This is a genomic window from Gordonia insulae (assembly GCF_003855095.1).
Lineage (GTDB): Bacteria > Actinomycetota > Actinomycetes > Mycobacteriales > Mycobacteriaceae > Gordonia > Gordonia insulae.
On the sequence record NZ_CP033972.1, the window covers coordinates 5708464 to 5724566 of the forward strand.

18 protein-coding genes and 1 pseudogene are annotated in these 16103 nt (G+C 67.2%); 14 read left to right on the plus strand and 5 right to left on the minus strand.

Going from position 1 to position 16103, the window contains the following annotated elements; genetic code table 11:
• Position 1: 1 nt before the first annotated feature.
• From D7316_RS25755 to crcB (D7316_RS25765), 3 genes are read left to right on the plus strand one after another with little or no spacing between them, the layout of a single operon-like run.
• A complete protein-coding gene (locus tag D7316_RS25755; protein WP_124710784.1) occupies positions 2 to 508 on the plus strand; it encodes a DUF6790 family protein in 507 nt (168 codons plus the stop codon).
• Positions 509 to 536: 28 nt separating this feature from the next.
• Complete coding sequence (gene crcB, locus D7316_RS25760) at positions 537 to 998, plus strand: fluoride efflux transporter CrcB (protein WP_124710785.1); 462 nt, start codon at positions 537 to 539, stop codon at positions 996 to 998.
• Entirely contained in the window at positions 995 to 1360 is a 366-nt protein-coding gene (crcB, locus tag D7316_RS25765) for a fluoride efflux transporter CrcB (RefSeq protein WP_124710786.1), read from the plus strand. The genes crcB (D7316_RS25760) and crcB (D7316_RS25765) overlap by 4 nt, the downstream gene beginning before the upstream one ends.
• Before the next feature lie 215 nt (positions 1361 to 1575).
• Here crcB (D7316_RS25765) and D7316_RS25770 read toward each other — a convergent pair whose 3' ends face one another.
• Both D7316_RS25770 and D7316_RS25775 read right to left on the minus strand, forming a co-directional pair.
• Positions 1576 to 2799, minus strand: a complete 1224-nt coding sequence (locus D7316_RS25770; RefSeq protein WP_124710787.1) for an acyl-CoA dehydrogenase family protein — start codon at positions 2797 to 2799, stop codon at positions 1576 to 1578.
• Between the two features lie 28 nt (positions 2800 to 2827).
• The gene (locus D7316_RS25775) at positions 2828 to 4216 is read right to left on the minus strand and encodes an acyl-CoA dehydrogenase family protein (RefSeq protein ID WP_124710788.1); all 1389 of its coding nucleotides are present in this window, start codon (positions 4214 to 4216) and stop codon (positions 2828 to 2830) included.
• Positions 4217 to 4370: 154 nt separating this feature from the next.
• Between D7316_RS25775 and D7316_RS25780 the strand changes: the two genes are divergently transcribed.
• Together D7316_RS25780 and D7316_RS25785 are read left to right on the plus strand one after the other, a co-directional pair.
• Positions 4371 to 4868, plus strand: coding sequence for a DUF2752 domain-containing protein (locus tag D7316_RS25780; protein WP_232017083.1), 498 nt, complete (start codon positions 4371 to 4373; stop codon positions 4866 to 4868).
• A 74-nt stretch (positions 4869 to 4942) separates the two neighbouring features.
• Complete coding sequence (locus D7316_RS25785; protein WP_124710790.1) at positions 4943 to 5602, plus strand: MBL fold metallo-hydrolase; 660 nt, start codon at positions 4943 to 4945, stop codon at positions 5600 to 5602.
• Positions 5603 to 5633: 31 nt separating this feature from the next.
• Here D7316_RS25785 and D7316_RS25790 read toward each other — a convergent pair whose 3' ends face one another.
• Together D7316_RS25790 and hisN are read right to left on the minus strand one after the other, a co-directional pair.
• Complete coding sequence (locus D7316_RS25790) at positions 5634 to 6029, minus strand: VOC family protein (protein ID WP_124710791.1); 396 nt, start codon at positions 6027 to 6029, stop codon at positions 5634 to 5636.
• A gap of 95 nt (positions 6030 to 6124) precedes the next feature.
• Positions 6125 to 6942: pseudogene (hisN, locus tag D7316_RS25795) on the minus strand (histidinol-phosphatase).
• A 92-nt stretch (positions 6943 to 7034) separates the two neighbouring features.
• Between hisN and D7316_RS25800 the strand changes: the two are divergent.
• From D7316_RS25800 to D7316_RS25835, 8 genes are all read left to right on the plus strand, one after another.
• Positions 7035 to 7433: a hypothetical protein gene (locus D7316_RS25800; RefSeq protein ID WP_124710792.1), complete on the plus strand. Its 399-nt coding sequence runs from the start codon at positions 7035 to 7037 to the stop codon at positions 7431 to 7433.
• A gap of 92 nt (positions 7434 to 7525) precedes the next feature.
• A complete protein-coding gene (gene prfB / locus D7316_RS25805; protein WP_124710793.1) occupies positions 7526 to 8641 on the plus strand; it encodes a peptide chain release factor 2 in 1116 nt (371 codons plus the stop codon).
• Complete coding sequence (locus D7316_RS25810; RefSeq protein WP_124710794.1) at positions 8634 to 9584, plus strand: mechanosensitive ion channel family protein; 951 nt, start codon at positions 8634 to 8636, stop codon at positions 9582 to 9584. The genes prfB and D7316_RS25810 overlap by 8 nt, the downstream gene beginning before the upstream one ends.
• The gene (locus D7316_RS25815; RefSeq protein WP_124710795.1) at positions 9584 to 10024 is read left to right on the plus strand and encodes a hypothetical protein; all 441 of its coding nucleotides are present in this window, start codon (positions 9584 to 9586) and stop codon (positions 10022 to 10024) included. Before D7316_RS25810 ends, D7316_RS25815 begins: the two co-directional genes overlap by 1 nt.
• Before the next feature lie 66 nt (positions 10025 to 10090).
• Positions 10091 to 10777 (plus strand): cell division ATP-binding protein FtsE, encoded by a 687-nt coding sequence (gene ftsE, locus D7316_RS25820; RefSeq protein ID WP_124710796.1) that lies wholly within the window; start codon positions 10091 to 10093, stop codon positions 10775 to 10777.
• Positions 10778 to 10859: 82 nt separating this feature from the next.
• Complete coding sequence (gene ftsX, locus D7316_RS25825) at positions 10860 to 11768, plus strand: permease-like cell division protein FtsX (RefSeq protein WP_124710797.1); 909 nt, start codon at positions 10860 to 10862, stop codon at positions 11766 to 11768.
• Between the two features lie 36 nt (positions 11769 to 11804).
• Positions 11805 to 12278 (plus strand): SsrA-binding protein SmpB, encoded by a 474-nt coding sequence (gene smpB, locus D7316_RS25830; RefSeq protein WP_124710798.1) that lies wholly within the window; start codon positions 11805 to 11807, stop codon positions 12276 to 12278.
• A 51-nt stretch (positions 12279 to 12329) separates the two neighbouring features.
• Positions 12330 to 13562, plus strand: a complete 1233-nt coding sequence (locus D7316_RS25835) for a glycoside hydrolase family 27 protein (RefSeq protein ID WP_124711584.1) — start codon at positions 12330 to 12332, stop codon at positions 13560 to 13562.
• On the opposite strand, the gene D7316_RS25840 is transcribed toward D7316_RS25835, so the two are convergent.
• On the minus strand, positions 13493 to 14392 hold the full coding sequence (locus D7316_RS25840; RefSeq protein ID WP_124710799.1) for a tyrosine-protein phosphatase: 900 nt from the start codon (positions 14390 to 14392) through the stop codon (positions 13493 to 13495). The two genes, D7316_RS25835 and D7316_RS25840, sit on opposite strands and share 70 nt — an antisense overlap.
• A 416-nt stretch (positions 14393 to 14808) precedes the next feature.
• On the opposite strand from D7316_RS25840, the gene D7316_RS25845 reads away from it, so the two are divergent.
• The gene (locus tag D7316_RS25845) at positions 14809 to 16092 is read left to right on the plus strand and encodes a metal-dependent hydrolase family protein (protein ID WP_124710800.1); all 1284 of its coding nucleotides are present in this window, start codon (positions 14809 to 14811) and stop codon (positions 16090 to 16092) included.
• Positions 16093 to 16103 lie beyond the last annotated feature (11 nt).

Sequence of the window (16103 nt, forward strand, 5' to 3'; positions counted from 1 at the left end):
GATGAACGGTGCGTCTGCCGGCTCCGGGGTCGACCGGCTTCTCCGGGTGTCCATCCGGGTCATCCCGTTCGTCGGCCTGGTCGGCACGATCGTGTCGACCGCCGTCGACTCGGCGACGCCGGGCGGGGCGTTCGGACATGATCTGCTGGAGAACTCCATCCTCTGGATGATCGGTGTGCAGGGCTGGATGACCGGTTTCGGACACATGTTCTTCGGTGAGCCGATCGCCGAATCGATCGGCTGGCCGACGAGGACACCCTGGCAGTGGGAGGTGGGGCTGGCCAGTCTCGCGACCGGCGTCCTGGGGGTCATCGCGAGCGGCTTCGGCACCGAGTTCTGGCTGGCGACGATCATCGCCTTCGCGGTGTTCTATCTCGGTGCGGCGGCCGGTCACGTCCGAGAGATGGTGGTGCACCGGAACTTCGCGCCCGGTAACGCTGGGCCGATCTTCTTCTTCGACGTGATCGTGCCCATCTACCTCATCGTGTTGTACGTGGTCGTCACGTGATCCGCGGTACGGTGTGCGCGATACCGCCATGACCTCCGAACTCCCGATCGATCCGGACACTCCGCCGCGCCCCCTGCACCTCCAGCCGTCCGCCCTGGTGTGGGTGTTCTGCGGTGGCATCGTCGGCACCGGGCTGCGCTACTGGATCGAGGCGCTCTGGCCGACGCCGGACGCCGGATGGCCGTGGGCGACGTTCGTGATCAACCTGTCCGGTGCATTCCTGCTGGGTGCGTTGCTCGGTGGGCTCGCCTCACTCGGCGCCGACGACGGGTGGCGGCAACGGATCCGGCTGCTGGTCGGGACCGGCATGTGCGGCTCGTTCACCACCTACAGCACCTTCGCCCTGGAGATCTCGTTGCTCGGACGTGACGGCGCCTGGCCGACGGCCGTCGCCTATGCGGTGGTCAGCGTGGTCGGTGGTGTGCTGGCCGCGTGGGTGGGGATAGTGCTGGCGGAGAAGGCGATTGGGCGATCGGGGGCGCGGGCGTGACGGTCCTCGCGGTGATGCTCGCCGGTGCGTTCGGCGCGGTCGCACGGTTCGTCGTGGACGGTGCGATGAAGCGCAGGGTGTCGACGACATACCCGTGGGCGACCCTGACGATCAATGTGACCGGGTCGCTCCTGCTGGGCGTGCTCGCCGGCCTGGTGATCTTCCACTCCGCCCCCGACGACCTGAAGGCGATCATCGGAACCGGATTCTGCGGTGGATACACGACGTTCAGCACCGCGAGCTTCGAGACCGCTCGCCTGACGCAGGGCAATCGGTTGCGTGCGCTGGCCTACGTCCTGATGTCGGTGCTGGGCAGCGTGATCGGGTGCGCGGCCGGGCTGGTCCTGGCGTGGGTGGTGTGATCTCGATACGACCTCGGCTGGCGCCTCGGTCTACTCGATCAGCGGGAGATCGCGCGCCCACTCGCCGGTACTCGATCAGCGGGAGATCGCGCGCCCACCCGCCGGGACTCGATCAGCGGAGGTTCGCTCGCTCCGCCCCACCCAACCGCTGATCGAGTAGCCGGCGAGCTTGCGAGCCGGCGTATCGAGATCACTCGGGCACAGGAATCCTGCCGCTACTTCAGCTCGGCGCTGCTCTTGTTGAGCACACGACGCGCGATGATGAGCTGCTGGATCTGCTGCGTGCCCTCGAAGATGTCCAGGATCTTCGAGTCGCGCGCCCACTTCTCCACCAGGAGTCGCTCCGAATAGCCCAGCGTTCCGGTCAGTTCCACCACCTTGTTGGTGATGTCGGTGCCGGTACGTCCGGCCTTGGCCTTCGACATCGACGCCTCGAGCGAGTTCGGCTGCTTGTTGTCGGCCATCCACGCTGCGCGCATCGTGTGCAGGTAGGAGGCCTCGAAATCGGCTTCCATCCGGATGAATTCGGCTGCGGCTGCGTGCTGGTCCGCGGCCGGGCGGTCATAGTCGATCTCGATGCCCGCCTCGTCGAGGATGCGGCGCAGTTCCTCGAGTGCGGCCCGGGCGACACCGACGGCCATCCCGGCGACCATGGGGCGCGTGTTGTCGAAGGTCTGCATGACACCGCCGAAGCCCTTCTTGGTGTCCACCTCCGGCGAGCCGAGCAGGTTGTCCTTGGGGATACGGCAGTTCTCGAAGCGGATGACCGCGGTGTCGGATACGCGGATACCGAGCTTGTGTTCGAGTCGGACGACCTCGACGCCCGGGTGCTCGCGCGGCACCACGAAGCTCTTGATCGCCGCACGGCCCAGACTCTTGTCCACCGACGCCCACACCACGATGTGAGTGGCCCGAGAGCCGGCCGTGACGAAGATCTTCTCCCCGTTCAGGACGTACTCGTCGCCGTCGAGGGTGGCCGTGGTGGAGACCGCTGCGGAGTCGGAGCCGAAACTGGGCTCGGTGATGGCCATCGCGGCCCACACCTTGCCGAAGCTCTTGAGCTGGTCGTCGGTCGCGACCGCGGCGATCGCCGCGTTGCCGAGTCCCTGGTAGGGGATCGTCAGCATCAGGCCGACGTCGCCCCACGAGGTCTCCATCGTGTTGATCACCGACTGCATGTTGCCGCCGTTGACCACTGCGCCCTCGGGGCGCGGCTTGTCCGACTTCTTCTGGCTTCGGCCACCGTCGGCACCGGCGCCGGCCTGCCCGGCTTCCGCGAGTCCGTCGTAGAGCCGGGCCAGGGTGTCGAGTTCGACCGGGTAATCGTGCTCGCGCAGATCGTATTTGCGCGAGATCGGCCGGAAGATCTCAGCGGCGGCCTGATGGGCCTGATCGATCGTGACGCCCAGCTTCTTGGGGAGTTCGAGATTGATGCTCATGTCAGTGTTTCCTCGTCAGTTCCGGCCGTCAGAGGACGACGACGCCCTCGCCGATACCCGCACCACGCAGGTCGCGGTACCACCGCTCCACCGGATGCTCCTTGGTGAAGCCGTGGCCGCCGAGTAGCTGCACGCCGTCAAGGCCGATCTGCAGGCCCTTGTCGATGGTGAGCTTGCGGGCCAGCGCGGCCTCGCGGGCGAAGGACAGTCCCTGTTCCGCGCGAGCCGCGCCGCGCAAGGTGACCAGCCGGATCGAGTCGACCTCGGTCGCGATGGTGGCGACCATGAAGGCCACCGCCTGGCGGTTGGAGATCGGCTCACCGAACGCCTCGCGCTCGTTGACGTAAGGGATCACGTAGTCGAGCACGGCGCGGGCGGTGCCGGCTGCGAGTGCCGACCAGCCCAGCCGCGAGAGACGCACGACGTCGCGGTACGCGGCCGACGCCGCCTCACCCTCGGTTCCGCCGAGTAGCGCCGATTCCGGCACCGCGACGTCCTGCAGGAGCAGACGGCCCATGCCGGCGGCGCGCACGCCCATGCCCGGATCGGCCTCGACGATGAGTCCCTTGGTGTCGGACTCCACGATGAACAACGCCGGCCGTCCGTCGAGCTGGGCGCCGACGATGAACAGTTCCGACGAGCCGGCCGCGGGCACGAACGACTTCACACCGTTGAGCCGGTAGCCGCTGGGCACGCGGGTCGCCTTGGTGGCGAGATCGAATGCGTCGAAGAGCGGCTTCGGCTCGGCGATGACGACCGCCGACTGGGGCACGTCCTCACCCGCGAAGTCCGGCAGGTAGGTGCGTTGTTGCTCGTCGGTGCCGAAGTTGGTGAGGGTGGTTGCCACGCCACTCGGGGCGAGCAGCGGCAGGGCCAGGCCCATGTCGCCGTAGGCCATCGCCTCGGCGACGAGGGCATTCGTCGTCACCCCACGCTCGGTGGCGGCGCCGTCGAAGTCCTCGGGGACGTTGATCATGGTGATGCCGAGCTCGGCCGACCGTGTGAGGATGTCCTCGGGTGCCGCGGCGTTCGCGTCGGCGTCGTAGGCGGCCGGGCGCAGGATCTCGACGGCGAACTCCTTCACCGTCTCGGCGATCATCTGCTGCTCGTCGTCGGGCGTGAGGTTGAAGTAGTCCTTCGGCGTGGTGGTCAGGCGCTTCGCCGGGCCCGACGATCCGCCCTGTGCGGCCTTGAAGGCACGGTTCGCGGCGCCGAGGGTCTGGAATCCGGTCTTGGTGCCCTGGTAGGCGATCCGGTTGATCGGTTCGCGGATCTTGTACTTCTCGGCGAACTCCGAGCCGGTCACCGTGGTCAGCACGCGCATGGCGGTGCCGATCACGTTACGACGGTGCGGGTTCTTTCCGACGGCGGAGGTGTCGCGCGGTTCGGTGTGCCGCGACTCGGTCTGTGAGGTCATGATCACCACTGTTTCTCGGGCGGTTCGGGGTCGCGTCGTGTGAGGACGTCGGAACTATCTTACTCGGTAGTAAGTACCGACCTTACTATCCGGTAAGGAGCTTGTCACGCACTCGGAGATGTCGGTGACGTCACGATCGATCTACGCTGGTCGGGTGACCACGGGCGAGGGGACGACCGAGCGAGCCGCGACCGGCCCGATCACAACATCAGGCCCGCGCAGCGAACTCGATGCCGGGGGGCGCCTCACCGCGGCGGCCATCGCCGGCGCCGGGCTCACCGCGATCACCGTGGCCGTCACCCTCGCGCCCTCGACCCTGGCCCGCGGTCCGGAGCTGTGCCCCTTCGCCCGGATGACCGGTCTGCCGTGTCCGGCCTGCGGATTCACCCGCAGCTGGGTCGCGATGGGACACGGTGATGTGGCGGGGGCGTTCGCCGTCAACGCATTCGGCCCGGTGTTCATGCTGGTCGCGGTGATCGCCACGGCCGTCGCGCTCTGGGCGCTGCTCACCGGACGGCCGGTGACGGAGCGACTTCGACGCGTGATGACGAGCCCCGTGGCGCTGGCGGTGCTGGTGGTCTGGTTCGGATACGGCATCGTGCGAGCGGTCGACGCCGCCGCGGGCTGGGGCGTCTTCCCGACGATCATCTGACGACCACGCCGAGTGCGCGCCCGCCCACGGCGCGTGACGTGACGGGGGCGCGTCGGGGGAGCAGAGTGGAACCCATGCAGATCACTCACTTCGGTCACTCGTGCGTCCTGGTGGAGATCGACGGCACCAGGATCCTGTTCGACCCGGGCAACTTCTCGCACGGCTACGAGGGCGTCACGGGCCTCGACGCCATCCTCATCACCCATCAGCATCCCGATCACTGCGACGTCGCGCGACTGCCGAATCTGGTCGCCGCCAACCCCGATGCGGTGCGCTACGCGGACCCGCAGACCGCCGCCGCGCTGAACGACGACAACGTGGCCGGGCCATGGACGACGGCGAACGCCGGTTCGCACGCCCAGATCGGCTCGGTCACCGCCCGGTTCACCGGTGGACGGCACGCGGTGATCCATCCGGAGATCCCGGTGATCGACAACGTCGCGTACGTCCTGGACACGAAGTCGATGACCGGGCGGTTCATGCATCCGGGCGACTCGTTCTACATCCCGTTCGAGAAGATCGACGTGCTGGCGCTGCCGTCGGCCGCACCCTGGATGAAGCTGAGCGAGTCGGTCGACTACCTGCGGGCGATGGCGCCGCGGGTCGCCGTGCCGATCCACCAGGCGATCCTGTCCGACGCGGGCACGGGCATCCACTACGGACGACTGGCCGACATGAAGGCCGCGCCCACCGAGTTCGTCGTGCTCGACGAGGAATCGGCCACCGAGCTCTGATGTCCGGCGCCGGCCGCGCCGACTCGCGACGTCAGGCCGGGGCAGCGAAGAACTCGAGCGCGATGCCGTCGGGGTCGCGGAACGAGATGCCGGAACCATAGTGCGCGTGCTTGATCCCGCTGTGCGCGATCCCGAGGTCGTCGAGCCTGGCCACCCAGCCCGCGAGCTCGTCCTGTGTGGTGGCGAATGCGATGTGATCGAGCCCGGTCCGGCGCTCGTCGAAGGCGTCGTCGGGACCGGACCGGGTGTGGGTGTGCAGTCCGAAGAGCATCCCGCCGTCGAGGGCGAAGACGGTGTGGTGGAACGAGCCCGATTCCTCGTCCTCGTCCAGCACCGGATCCGCTCCGAACAGCGACGCATACCACCGGGTGCTGGCATCGAGGTCGCCGACGGTGATGGCCACATGGGTCAGTGCGGGAAAAGACATGGCGCCACTCCTTTGTCGCGAAAAGCCTTCTGCTCACGACGGTAGGCGCGTGAGAGCGGCGGCAGAACTCTCCGAACGGACAGGTCGGAAGCCGATCAGCCCCGTCGGCCCGGAGCCAGGGCGCGCAGCGCGGCGTCGTGCAGCAGCCCGTTGGTGGCGACCGCGCTACCCCCGAGGGGCCGTCGGCGCCGTCGAGCGAGGTGAACGTGCCGCCGGCCTCGCGGACCAGGATGTCCAGCGCGGCGAGGTCCCAGAGCGACACCTCGGGCTCGGCGGCGATGTCCACGGCGCCCTCGGCCACCAGGCAGTAGTTGTAGAAGTCGCCGTAGCCGCGCACCCGCCAGACGTCGTCGGTCAGGGCGATGAACTCGTCGCGGATGCCGCGCTCCGTCCACCCGGACAGGCTGGAGAACGCGAGGCTGGCCGACGACACCTCGGCGACGCCGGAGACGGACAGCCGGCGTGGCATCTCCTGGCCGTCGAACACCGCGAACGCCCCGAGACCCTCGGCTGCCCACCAGCGCCGGCGTAACGCCGGTGCCGACACCACCCCGATCCGCGGAACACCGTCGACGAGCAACGCGATCAGTGTCGCCCACACCGGTACCCCCCGGACGAAGTTCTTGGTGCCGTCGATCGGATCGACCACCCACTGTCGTCCGGTGAGCACCGCGTCGCCGCCGAACTCCTCGCCGAGTACCGCGTCGTCGGTGCGACGAGCGGAAAGTCGTTGGCGCACCATGGTTTCGCACGCGATGTCGGCGTCGGAGACCGGCGTCAGGTCCGGCTTGTCGTCCACCCGGAGGTCGACCGCGCCGAAGCGGTCCATGGTCAGCGCGTCCGCAGAGTCGGCGAGCGACAACGCGAGTTCCAGGTCGTCGGTGATCTCGGTGGGCGCGAGGTCGTGTGGCATGCGGGTCAGATTAGCGCCACCGTGCGCCGCGCAGCGGCAGACGGAGGACTGATGGTCCGATATGTCCGACCCCGCCCGGTAGGCTCTCGGTCATGTGGCTCGCTGTGGCATTCACCGTGATCTTGGCGGCGCTCCTCGTGGCGTTGGTCGTCCAATGGCAGCGCGGCCGCAACCCGCGTCCGCTCGGGGCCGGGCGGGCGTCGCAGTTCGTCCAGGGCACCTTCACCGTCACCGGGGTCAGCGATCGGCCCGAGCAGGGTGACACCAAAGGGGAGCGCTTCTGCACGGTGTCCGGGACGATCGTCGGTCCGCAGACCCAGCCGGCCGAGGTCTACGGCACTCTCGTTCTCGGTGAACACGACCCCTGGCCGCAGGTCGGCACCGATCTGCCGGTGGTCTACAAGCCCGGCAAGGCGACGTCCACGTGGCGCTTCGGGGAGCTGCCGCCCACCGATTCCGAGATCCCTCCGGGGCCCGTCCCACCCGCCTGACCGGTGACGTCCGGCCGACATCGCCCGACATCGTTCGGTGACGACGGGCAGGGGCGTACCGGGTCCGATTCGCGGCGGTAGTCTTGAACACCGTGCATCCCGACGTAACCGCAGATCTCGAATCCATCGGCGCCACCTTGACCACGGTCGAGAAGGTGCTCGATCTCGACGAGTTGCGTCGTCGGATCGATGAGCTGGAGATGCAGGCCTCCGATCCGGACCTGTGGAACGACCAGGACCACGCGCAGCGGGTGACCAGCGAGCTGTCGCATACGCAGTCCGAGTACCGCAAGGTCTCCGAACTCCGCCAGCGTCTCGACGACCTGCCCGTGCACTACGAGCTCGCCGAGGCCGAGGAGGGCGACGATCGCACGTCGGCCCTGGCGGACGCCGACGCCGAGCGCGCCTCGTTACGGGCCGACGTCGAGGCGATGGAGGTCAAGACCATGCTGGCCGGCGAATACGACCAACGCGACGCGCTGGTCAACATCCGCTCGGGGGCCGGCGGTGTCGACGCGGCCGACTGGGCGCAGATGCTGATGCGGATGTACATCCGCTGGGCGGAGAAGCACGGCTACGGGGTCGAGGTGTACGACACCTCGTACGCCGAGGAGGCGGGCATCAAGAGCGCCACCTTCACGATCAAGGCGCCGTACATGTACGGCACGCTGTCGGTCGAGCAGGGCACCCACCGGCTGGTGCGGATCAGCCCGTTCGACAACCAGAGTCGTCGGCAGACGTCCTTCGCCGAGGTCGAGGTGCTGCCGGTGGTCGAGACCACCGACCACATCGACGTCGACGAGAACGACGTGAAGGTCGACGTCTACCGCTCGTCGGGCCCGGGTGGTCAGTCGGTCAACACCACCGACTCCGCCGTGCGGCTGACCCACATCCCGACCGGCATCGTCGTCACCTGCCAGAACGAGAAGAGCCAGCTGCAGAACAAGGCCTCGGCGATGCGCGTCCTGCAGGCCAAGCTGCTCGAGCGCAAGCGACTCGAGGAGCGGGCCGAACTCGACGCGCTCAAGGGCGACGGCGGATCGAGCTGGGGCAATCAGATGCGCTCCTACGTGTTGCATCCCTATCAGATGGTGAAGGACCTCCGCACCAACGTCGAGGACAACAACCCGACCGCGGTGATCGACGGCGACATCGACAAGTTCATCGAGGCCGGCATTCGCTGGCGCATGGCAGCCGCCGATGCGTGACGCGGCGACGCTCGCGTTCCAGGACGGTGCGACCCAGGCGGTTCTCGGCCGCTTCTACGTCTGGATGGCGACCAACGGCCTGGAGATCCTCATCTGGATTCTGGGCGGACTGCTGGTCATCCGGTTCATCCGCTGGGCTGCCGAGAAGTACGCGTCGCGCGTCGAATCGCAGTTCCACAACAGTGACCTGATCGTCCAGACCGAGGATGCCAAGCACCGGCGGGCCCTGGTCGACGTGGTCGCCTGGACGCTCATCGTCATCGTCGCGATCATCGTCATCATCCGCATGCTCGGCATCCTCGGCGTACCCATCACCGGGCTGACCGGGCCCGGCGCGGTCATCGGTGCGGCGCTCGGCTTCGGGGCGCAGCGGGTGGTCCAGGATGTGCTCGCGGGCTTCTTCGTCGTCGCCGAGCGGCAGTACGGATACGGCGACGTGGTCAGTCTGACCGTGACCGGCAACGGCGAGGCCAACGGCACCGTCGAGGACGTGACATTGCGCATGACCAAGCTGCGGACCGGCGACGGTGAGGTGATCACCGTGCCCAACGGCCAGATCATCAAGGCCACCAACCTGTCCAAGGACTGGGCACGCGCCGTGGTGGACGTCCCGGTCCCCGCCGAGGCCGACATCGGACTGGTCAACGAGACCCTCGACCGCGTCGGTCAGGACTTCTTCGAGAAGCCGAGATGGCACGATCTGCTGCTCGACGCACCGTCGCCGCTCGGCGTGATCGACCTGGAACTGGACTCGGTCACCGTGCGGATGGTCGCGCGGACCCTGCCCGGCAAACAGTTCGAGGTCAGTCGTGCCCTGCGGATCTCGATCGTGCGGGCGCTGGCGCGTGAGGGGATCACCGTCGCCCCGGGCCGCGATGCCCTGGCCGGTGGTGGTCCGCCCGCCACCCTCGCCGATCAGGCCGGCGGGAACGGGGAGTCGTGATGGCGGACGAGCACCCCGAGGACGAGGGACAAACGACCCGCCACCGCGAGTGGCGTCACATCTACAAGACGCGCATCCGGACGAGTACCGCCATCCTGGTGGCCCTCTTCGTTGCCGGGATCGTGCTCTACGGCTACACGTCGCAGCGTTACGGGGTGGTGGCGCCGCCGAACCCGCCGCCGCGGACGACGACGAGCACGCCGACCACGACCGAACCGACCACGCCCTGGTCGAGCTCCACCACGACGACCGGGACGTCGTCGGCGACCACCACCACCGGTGAGGGCGCCGACGACGAGACAGGCGCCCCGGGCGAGGGCGGAACCCAGGGCACGGGCGGGCAGAGCATCACCACGCAGCAGACCATTCCGGGGTTGCCGGGGGTCACCATCCCGAATTTCGGACAGCAACCGCAATCGACGCCCGTCCCGACGCGTTGACCGTCGGCGACATGCAGGTTTGCACCTGAACGGCCGTCTCAGGCGTCGTGGTTACACTGGCTTCTCGTGATCAAGCTGGAGAACGTCACGATGAAGTACAAGGCTTCCAGTCGACCAGCCCTGTCGGACCTCAGCCTGGAGGTCGACAAGGGCGAGTTCGCGTTTCTCATCGGCCCATCCGGCTCGGGCAAGTCCACCTTCTTCCGGTTGCTGCTCAAGGAGGACAAGCCGACGACGGGCCAGGTCTATGTGGGGGAGTTCCACGTCAACTCCCTCAAGGGCCGGATGGTGCCGAAGCTGCGACAGTCGATCGGCTGCGTGTTCCAGGACTTCCGCCTGCTGCAGCAGAAATCGGTGGCCGACAATGTCGCGTTCGCGCTGGAGGTGATCGGCAAGCCGCCGTCGACGATCCGTCGGGTCGTCCCCGAGGTGCTCGACTACGTCGGGTTGAGCGGCAAGTCCGACCGCATGCCCAACGAGCTGTCCGGTGGTGAGATGCAGCGCGTCGCGATCGCCCGGGCGATCGTCAACCGCCCGCTCGTCCTGCTGGCCGATGAGCCGACCGGCAACCTCGACCCGGAGACGAGCGAGGAGATCGTCGACGTCCTCGACCGGGTCAACCGCCGGGGCACCACGGTGGTGATGGCGACCCACGACCGGCACATCGTCGACGCGATGCGCCGTCGCGTCCTCGAGTTCGACAACGGCCACCTCGTCCGCAACGATCCGCAAGGCGTCTACGGCATCGGCTGAACGATGCCGTCGACCGTGACACGACCGCCCGGCCGAACCCGCCCCGGTCACCTCGACTCCTGTTAGGACTGCGCACCCACCCATGCGAGCGAACTTCATCATCAGCGAGGTCCTCAATGGTCTCCGCCGCAACGTGACCATGACCGTCGCCATGATCCTGACCACCGCGATCACCCTCGGCATCTTCGGTGGCGGGATGCTGGTCATCCAGATGGCGGACAAGAGTCAGAAGATCTTCCTCGACCGCGTCGAGATGCAGTTCTTCATCAACGATGCGGTCTCCGAGGCGGACCCGAACTGCCAACAGGCGCCCTGCTCGGTCCTGCGCACCGAGATCGAGAAGCAGCCCGGGGTGGGATCGGTCACCTTCATCGATCGCAACGAGGCGTTCGAGGCCGCGAAGCAGACCTTCAAGGACAACCCGGACATCGCCGACAACATCCGGGAGGGCACCATCCCGGCGTCGCTGAAGGTCCGGATGTCCGATCCGGACCAGTTCGGTCCCGTCCTCGACGAATTCAAGGACCGCAAGGATCTCGGTGTCGACGGAGCGCTCGACCAACGCGAGTTGGTGAAACGGATCTTCAGCGTGCTCGACGGGACACGTAATGCCGCGTTCGCGGTGGCCATGGTGCTGGCGATCGCCGCGATCCTGCTGATCGTGAACACCGTGCAGGTGGCGGCCTTCACCCGGCGGACGGAGGTCTCGATCATGCGCCTGGTGGGCGCGACGAGGTGGTACACACAGTTGCCGTTCCTGGTGGAGGCGGTGGTGGCCGCCCTGATCGGCGCTTTCCTGGCGATCGGCGGGCTGTTCGCGGCGAAGGTTTTCTTCTTCGACAACGCCCTACGCGATCTGTACGGTGTGAACATCCTGGCCCGGATCGGCGTCTCCGACGTGTTGTTCGTGTCGCCGTGGCTGATCCTGGGCGGAATTCTGTTGTCCGGGGTCACCGCGTATGTGACGCTGCGGTGGTATGTCCGCGAATAGCCGGGACCCGATCGCCGGACCACGAGGAGGTGTCAGATGGTGAAAGAGAAGGGCCGCAATGTGATCGCGACCAACCGCAAGGCGCGGCACAACTATGCCATCATCGACACCTACGAGGCGGGCATCGCCCTGCTGGGCACCGAGGTCAAGAGTCTGCGCGAGGGCAAGGCCTCACTCGTCGACGCGTTCGCGACGGTCGACGACGGGGAGATCTGGCTGCGCGCACTCCACATCGCCGAGTACGGCAACGGCTCGTGGACCAACCACGCGCCGCGTCGGAACCGGAAACTGTTGATGCACAGGCGCGAGATCGACAATCTGATCGGCAAGATCCGCGACGGCAACCTCACCCTCGTCCCGCTGTCGATGTATTTCAGTGACGGAAAGGTCAAGGTGGAACTCGCCCTGGCCCGCGGCAAACAGGCACACGACAAGCGCCAGGACATCGCGCGACGGACCGCACAGCGCGAAGTCGAGCGAGAGATTGGTCGGCGCGTCAAGGGGATGTGACGAGTGCTCACCGGCAGCGCCCGGCAGTTCCGGCACGGCATCGTCGCCGCAGTGCTCGTGGCGATCGGCGCACTCGTGGTCAGCGCGTGCACTCCCGATCCCGAGGGCCGCATCGGTGGCGACGGCGTCGCCGTGGCGGGACTCCCGGCGACCCCGCCCATGGGCTGGAACAGCTGGAACACCTTCGGCTGCAACATCACCGAGCAGATCGTGCGCGCGCAGGCGGACGCCCTGGTGTCCTCCGGGCTGCGCGACGCGGGATACCGGTATGTGATCGTCGACGACTGCTGGTCGGCGGAGAATCGCGCCGCCGACGGTTCCCTGCAGGCCGACCCGCGCCGATTCCCTTCGGGGATGGCGGAATTGGGTCGGTACCTGCACGAGCGAGGGCTCCGGTTCGGGCTCTACTCGGGGGCGAGTGACAAGACGTGCGCGCAGTTCCTGGGCAATCGGCCGGGCGCGACGGGGAGCCGCGGTCATGAGGCGCAGGATGCGCGGACCTTCGCCGACTGGCAGGTGGATTATCTGAAATATGACTGGTGTTCCAGCGAATCCGATCATGACGACCAGGTCAGGGCGTTCACTGTGATGCGGGACGCGATCCGCGGGACGGACCGGCCGATCGTGTACAGCATCAATCCGAACAGTGGCGTCGCGGATGCGGTGCCCGGCGAGCAGTACGACTGGGGTGGCGTGGCCACCATGACGCGCGCGACCAACGACATCGCACCGGTGTGGTCGACGAACGCGGGACCGTCCGGCGCCCAGGGCATCGTCGACATCGTCGACGCGTTGGCGCCGCTGGCATCCCGGGTGGGCCCCTCGACCTTCAACGACCCGGACATGCTGGTGGTGGGCGTGGACGGCAAGCCCGGATTGACGGTCGCGCAGCAGCGGACCCAGATGTCGATGTGGGCGATGATGGCCGCGCCGCTGATCGCCGGAAACGACCTCACCCGGATGTCGACGCGGACGCTCGGCCTGCTGCGCAATCGCGCGATCATCGCGATCGACCAAGATCAGCGGGTCAGCGCCGGCGCGCCGGTGGGTGACGACGACGAGATCTGGACGAGGGCGGTCGGGGAGAAGGGTCTCGTCGTGTCGTTGACCAATCGCTCCGACCATCCGCGCACCATGTCGGTGTCGCTGACCAGCCTGGGCCTGGTCGGCGACGCGACGGTGACCGCGATCGATGCCTGGTCGGGCCGGCGCTATCAGGCGTCCGGTGGTGAGCTCTCGGCCGAGGTCGGTGTCGACGACACGGTGGTGCTGCAGATCGTGTGATCCGCGCGGCTTGGTTCAGCCGTCTCGACGAATCGGGTACGCAGTCCGGCCTGTTCGGCGGGATCGAGGCCGAGCCCGTCGGCGAAGTAGTTCTCGACGGTCCCGTATGTGCGCTCGACCTCGTCGAAGGCCGCGTCGAGGTAGGCCCGGTCGACCCCGAGCAGGGCGCGCAGGATCGCCCGGTCCCCGCCGGCCGAGGTGAACGCGTCGAACACCGATGTCAGCGCGGGCAGCAGCTGGGCGTTGGTCAACTCGTAGTCGCGGTACACGTCGTCGCGCGACACCCCGAGCACGCTGAGGAAGGCGGCAGCGGCCCAACCGGTCCGGTCCTTGCCCGTCGTGCAGTGGAACAGCGACGGTCCCGGACGGTCACCGAGCAGCCCGCGGAACAGCGTCCGGTAGGCGGCGAGAGCGCTGGGCAGGGAGACGATGGAGCGGTAGGTGCCCGTGATCAGTTCCGCCGCGCGACCGTCCCCGAGCGAGGTGTCGATCTCGGCCACGGCCGCGGGATCGCGCAGCAGCGTGTCGAGATGGGCCGGCACCGCGGTGTTCTCGTCCGCGAGGACATCGAGGTGCACATCGACGACGCCGTCGAGGACGGGGTCGGGGGCCGAGGATCGTTCCGCACCGGTGCGCAGGTCGTAGATCGTCCGAATCCCCAGCCGTGCGAACGATGTCCGGTCGGCCTCGCCCATGCGGTCCAATTCGGTCGACCGGAACACCAGTCCCGCTCGAACGCGTCCCTCCCCGCTGGTCGGCCACCCGCCGAGATCCCGAAGATTAGGGAGCGTCGCGAGTCCCAATGACTGCCCGTTCTCGTGATTGTTCATGTGGCCATCACAGCAGACCCGCTATCGAACGGTGAATCGATCCCCGCCCGTCGGCGGACACGGTCACAATGCATCCGTCCGGGCGCGAGTACGAATCTGGACAATGATCGTTGTGATACGAAAAGAATGGGACATCACAGGGGCAAATCTGCGCCGTAAACGATGTCCCGGATCTGTTGATGCGCGAGGGAACGGCATAGGTCGAAAGTCCCTATTGTGCAGTGTCGCACGGCGATTTTCCAAAACTTGTCGCTGATTCGTGAAGAGCTGTGCTATATTTGCGCGCCGCGCGGGAAAGTCGGCTCGAACAAGCTCAAAATGTTGCCACAGCAACCACTCTCGGGACTTTGGTCCCCGCCGTGGCGCCCACGAGCGCCGGTCGACATTCCGTGACAGGCGGCTATAGATTTCGGCGCATGAGCACAACGACCGCCGGTGGCAGGCGGATCCTCTTCCGAAACGTCCGGGTCTTCGACGGCCTTTCCGGTCACGCGACCGACGGTTCGGATGTGATCATCAGCGGATCGAAGATCTCCGCCGTCTCGAACTCTCCGGTAGGTGATTCTCCCGGAGTGGAGACCACCGAGATCGACGGTCGCGGAATGTTCCTGATGCCCGGCATGAGTGATGCCCATGTCCACCTGATGGGGAACGCGAACAACTATCTGGACTTCGTCATGGGGCCGACCGGCCTCTTGTTCGCGAATACCATCTCCGAGGCGAAGCGGATGTTGCATCGCGGATTCACCTCGGTTCGCGACATGGGCGGCGACACCGCGCCGGTCAAGACCGTCATCGACCGCGGCGACTTCGAGGGTCCGCGCATCTTCCCGAGTCAGGCCATGATCTCGCAGACCTCCGGACACGGCGACTTCGCGTTCGTGTACGAGACGCCGTACGAGTTCGGTGGCGGCCCCAGCCGAACCGACTCGATCGGCTTCACCCGGACCGCGGATGGTGTCGAGCGCGTACTGACCGCGGTGCGGGAGCAGTTGCGCAAGGGCGCATCGCAGATCAAGCTCACCATCGGCGGTGGGGCCGCGTCTATGTACGACCCGCTGTACACGCTGCAGTTCACGCCCGACGAGATGCGCGCGGCGGTGCAGGCGGCCGAGGACTACGGCACGTACGTCGCGACCCACGTCTACACCGTGCCGGGGATCACCCGTGCGATCGAGGCGGGTGTGCGCTCGATCGAACACGGTCATCTCGCGGACGAGGCGACCGTGGCACTCATCGGCGAGAAGGGCATCTGGTTGTCGATGCAGCCGTTCGCCGAGGACGATCACCACTACCCGGACCCCGATCGTGCCGGCAAGAACCGTCAGATCTGCAACGGCACCGCCGATGTCTACGCGTGGGCGCAGAAGCACGGAGTGCAGACGGCATTCGGCACGGATCTGCTGCTCGAGCCGGAATCGGCTGCCCGACAGAGCATCATGGCCGCGCGCCTCGGCGAGTTCTACAGCAACTCCGATGCGCTGATGATGCTGACCTCCGGCAACGCCGCGCTCTTCGAGATGGCCGGACAGCGCAATCCGTACGGCGGTGCGCGGCTCGGCGTCGTCGACGCCGGGGCGTGGGCCGACGTCCTCCTGTACGACGGTGACCCGCTGGCGGACCTGTCGGTCATCGCCGATCCCGAGACGAACCTGAAGGTCATCGTCAAGGACGGCTCGATCATCAAGAACACACTCTGAGTGCAGGTCTC

Bases quoted from the DNA above. Each gene is read 5' to 3' on its own strand.
- D7316_RS25755 (WP_124710784.1), top strand. From the start codon at position 2: ATGAACGGTGCGTCTGCCGGCTCCGGGGTCGACCGGCTTCTCCGGGTG.
- crcB (WP_124710785.1), top strand. From the start codon at position 537: ATGACCTCCGAACTCCCGATCGATCCGGACACTCCGCCGCGCCCCCTG.
- D7316_RS25770 (WP_124710787.1), bottom strand. From the start codon at position 2,799: ATGAGCATCAATCTCGAACTCCCCAAGAAGCTGGGCGTCACGATCGAT.
- D7316_RS25775 (WP_124710788.1), bottom strand. From the start codon at position 4,216: ATGACCTCACAGACCGAGTCGCGGCACACCGAACCGCGCGACACCTCC.
- D7316_RS25785 (WP_124710790.1), top strand. From the start codon at position 4,943: ATGCAGATCACTCACTTCGGTCACTCGTGCGTCCTGGTGGAGATCGAC.
- D7316_RS25790 (WP_124710791.1), bottom strand. From the start codon at position 6,029: ATGTCTTTTCCCGCACTGACCCATGTGGCCATCACCGTCGGCGACCTC.
- D7316_RS25800 (WP_124710792.1), top strand. From the start codon at position 7,035: ATGTGGCTCGCTGTGGCATTCACCGTGATCTTGGCGGCGCTCCTCGTG.
- D7316_RS25810 (WP_124710794.1), top strand. From the start codon at position 8,634: ATGCGTGACGCGGCGACGCTCGCGTTCCAGGACGGTGCGACCCAGGCG.
- D7316_RS25815 (WP_124710795.1), top strand. From the start codon at position 9,584: ATGGCGGACGAGCACCCCGAGGACGAGGGACAAACGACCCGCCACCGC.
- ftsX (WP_124710797.1), top strand. From the start codon at position 10,860: ATGCGAGCGAACTTCATCATCAGCGAGGTCCTCAATGGTCTCCGCCGC.
- smpB (WP_124710798.1), top strand. From the start codon at position 11,805: ATGGTGAAAGAGAAGGGCCGCAATGTGATCGCGACCAACCGCAAGGCG.
- D7316_RS25840 (WP_124710799.1), bottom strand. From the start codon at position 14,392: ATGAACAATCACGAGAACGGGCAGTCATTGGGACTCGCGACGCTCCCT.
- D7316_RS25845 (WP_124710800.1), top strand. From the start codon at position 14,809: ATGAGCACAACGACCGCCGGTGGCAGGCGGATCCTCTTCCGAAACGTC.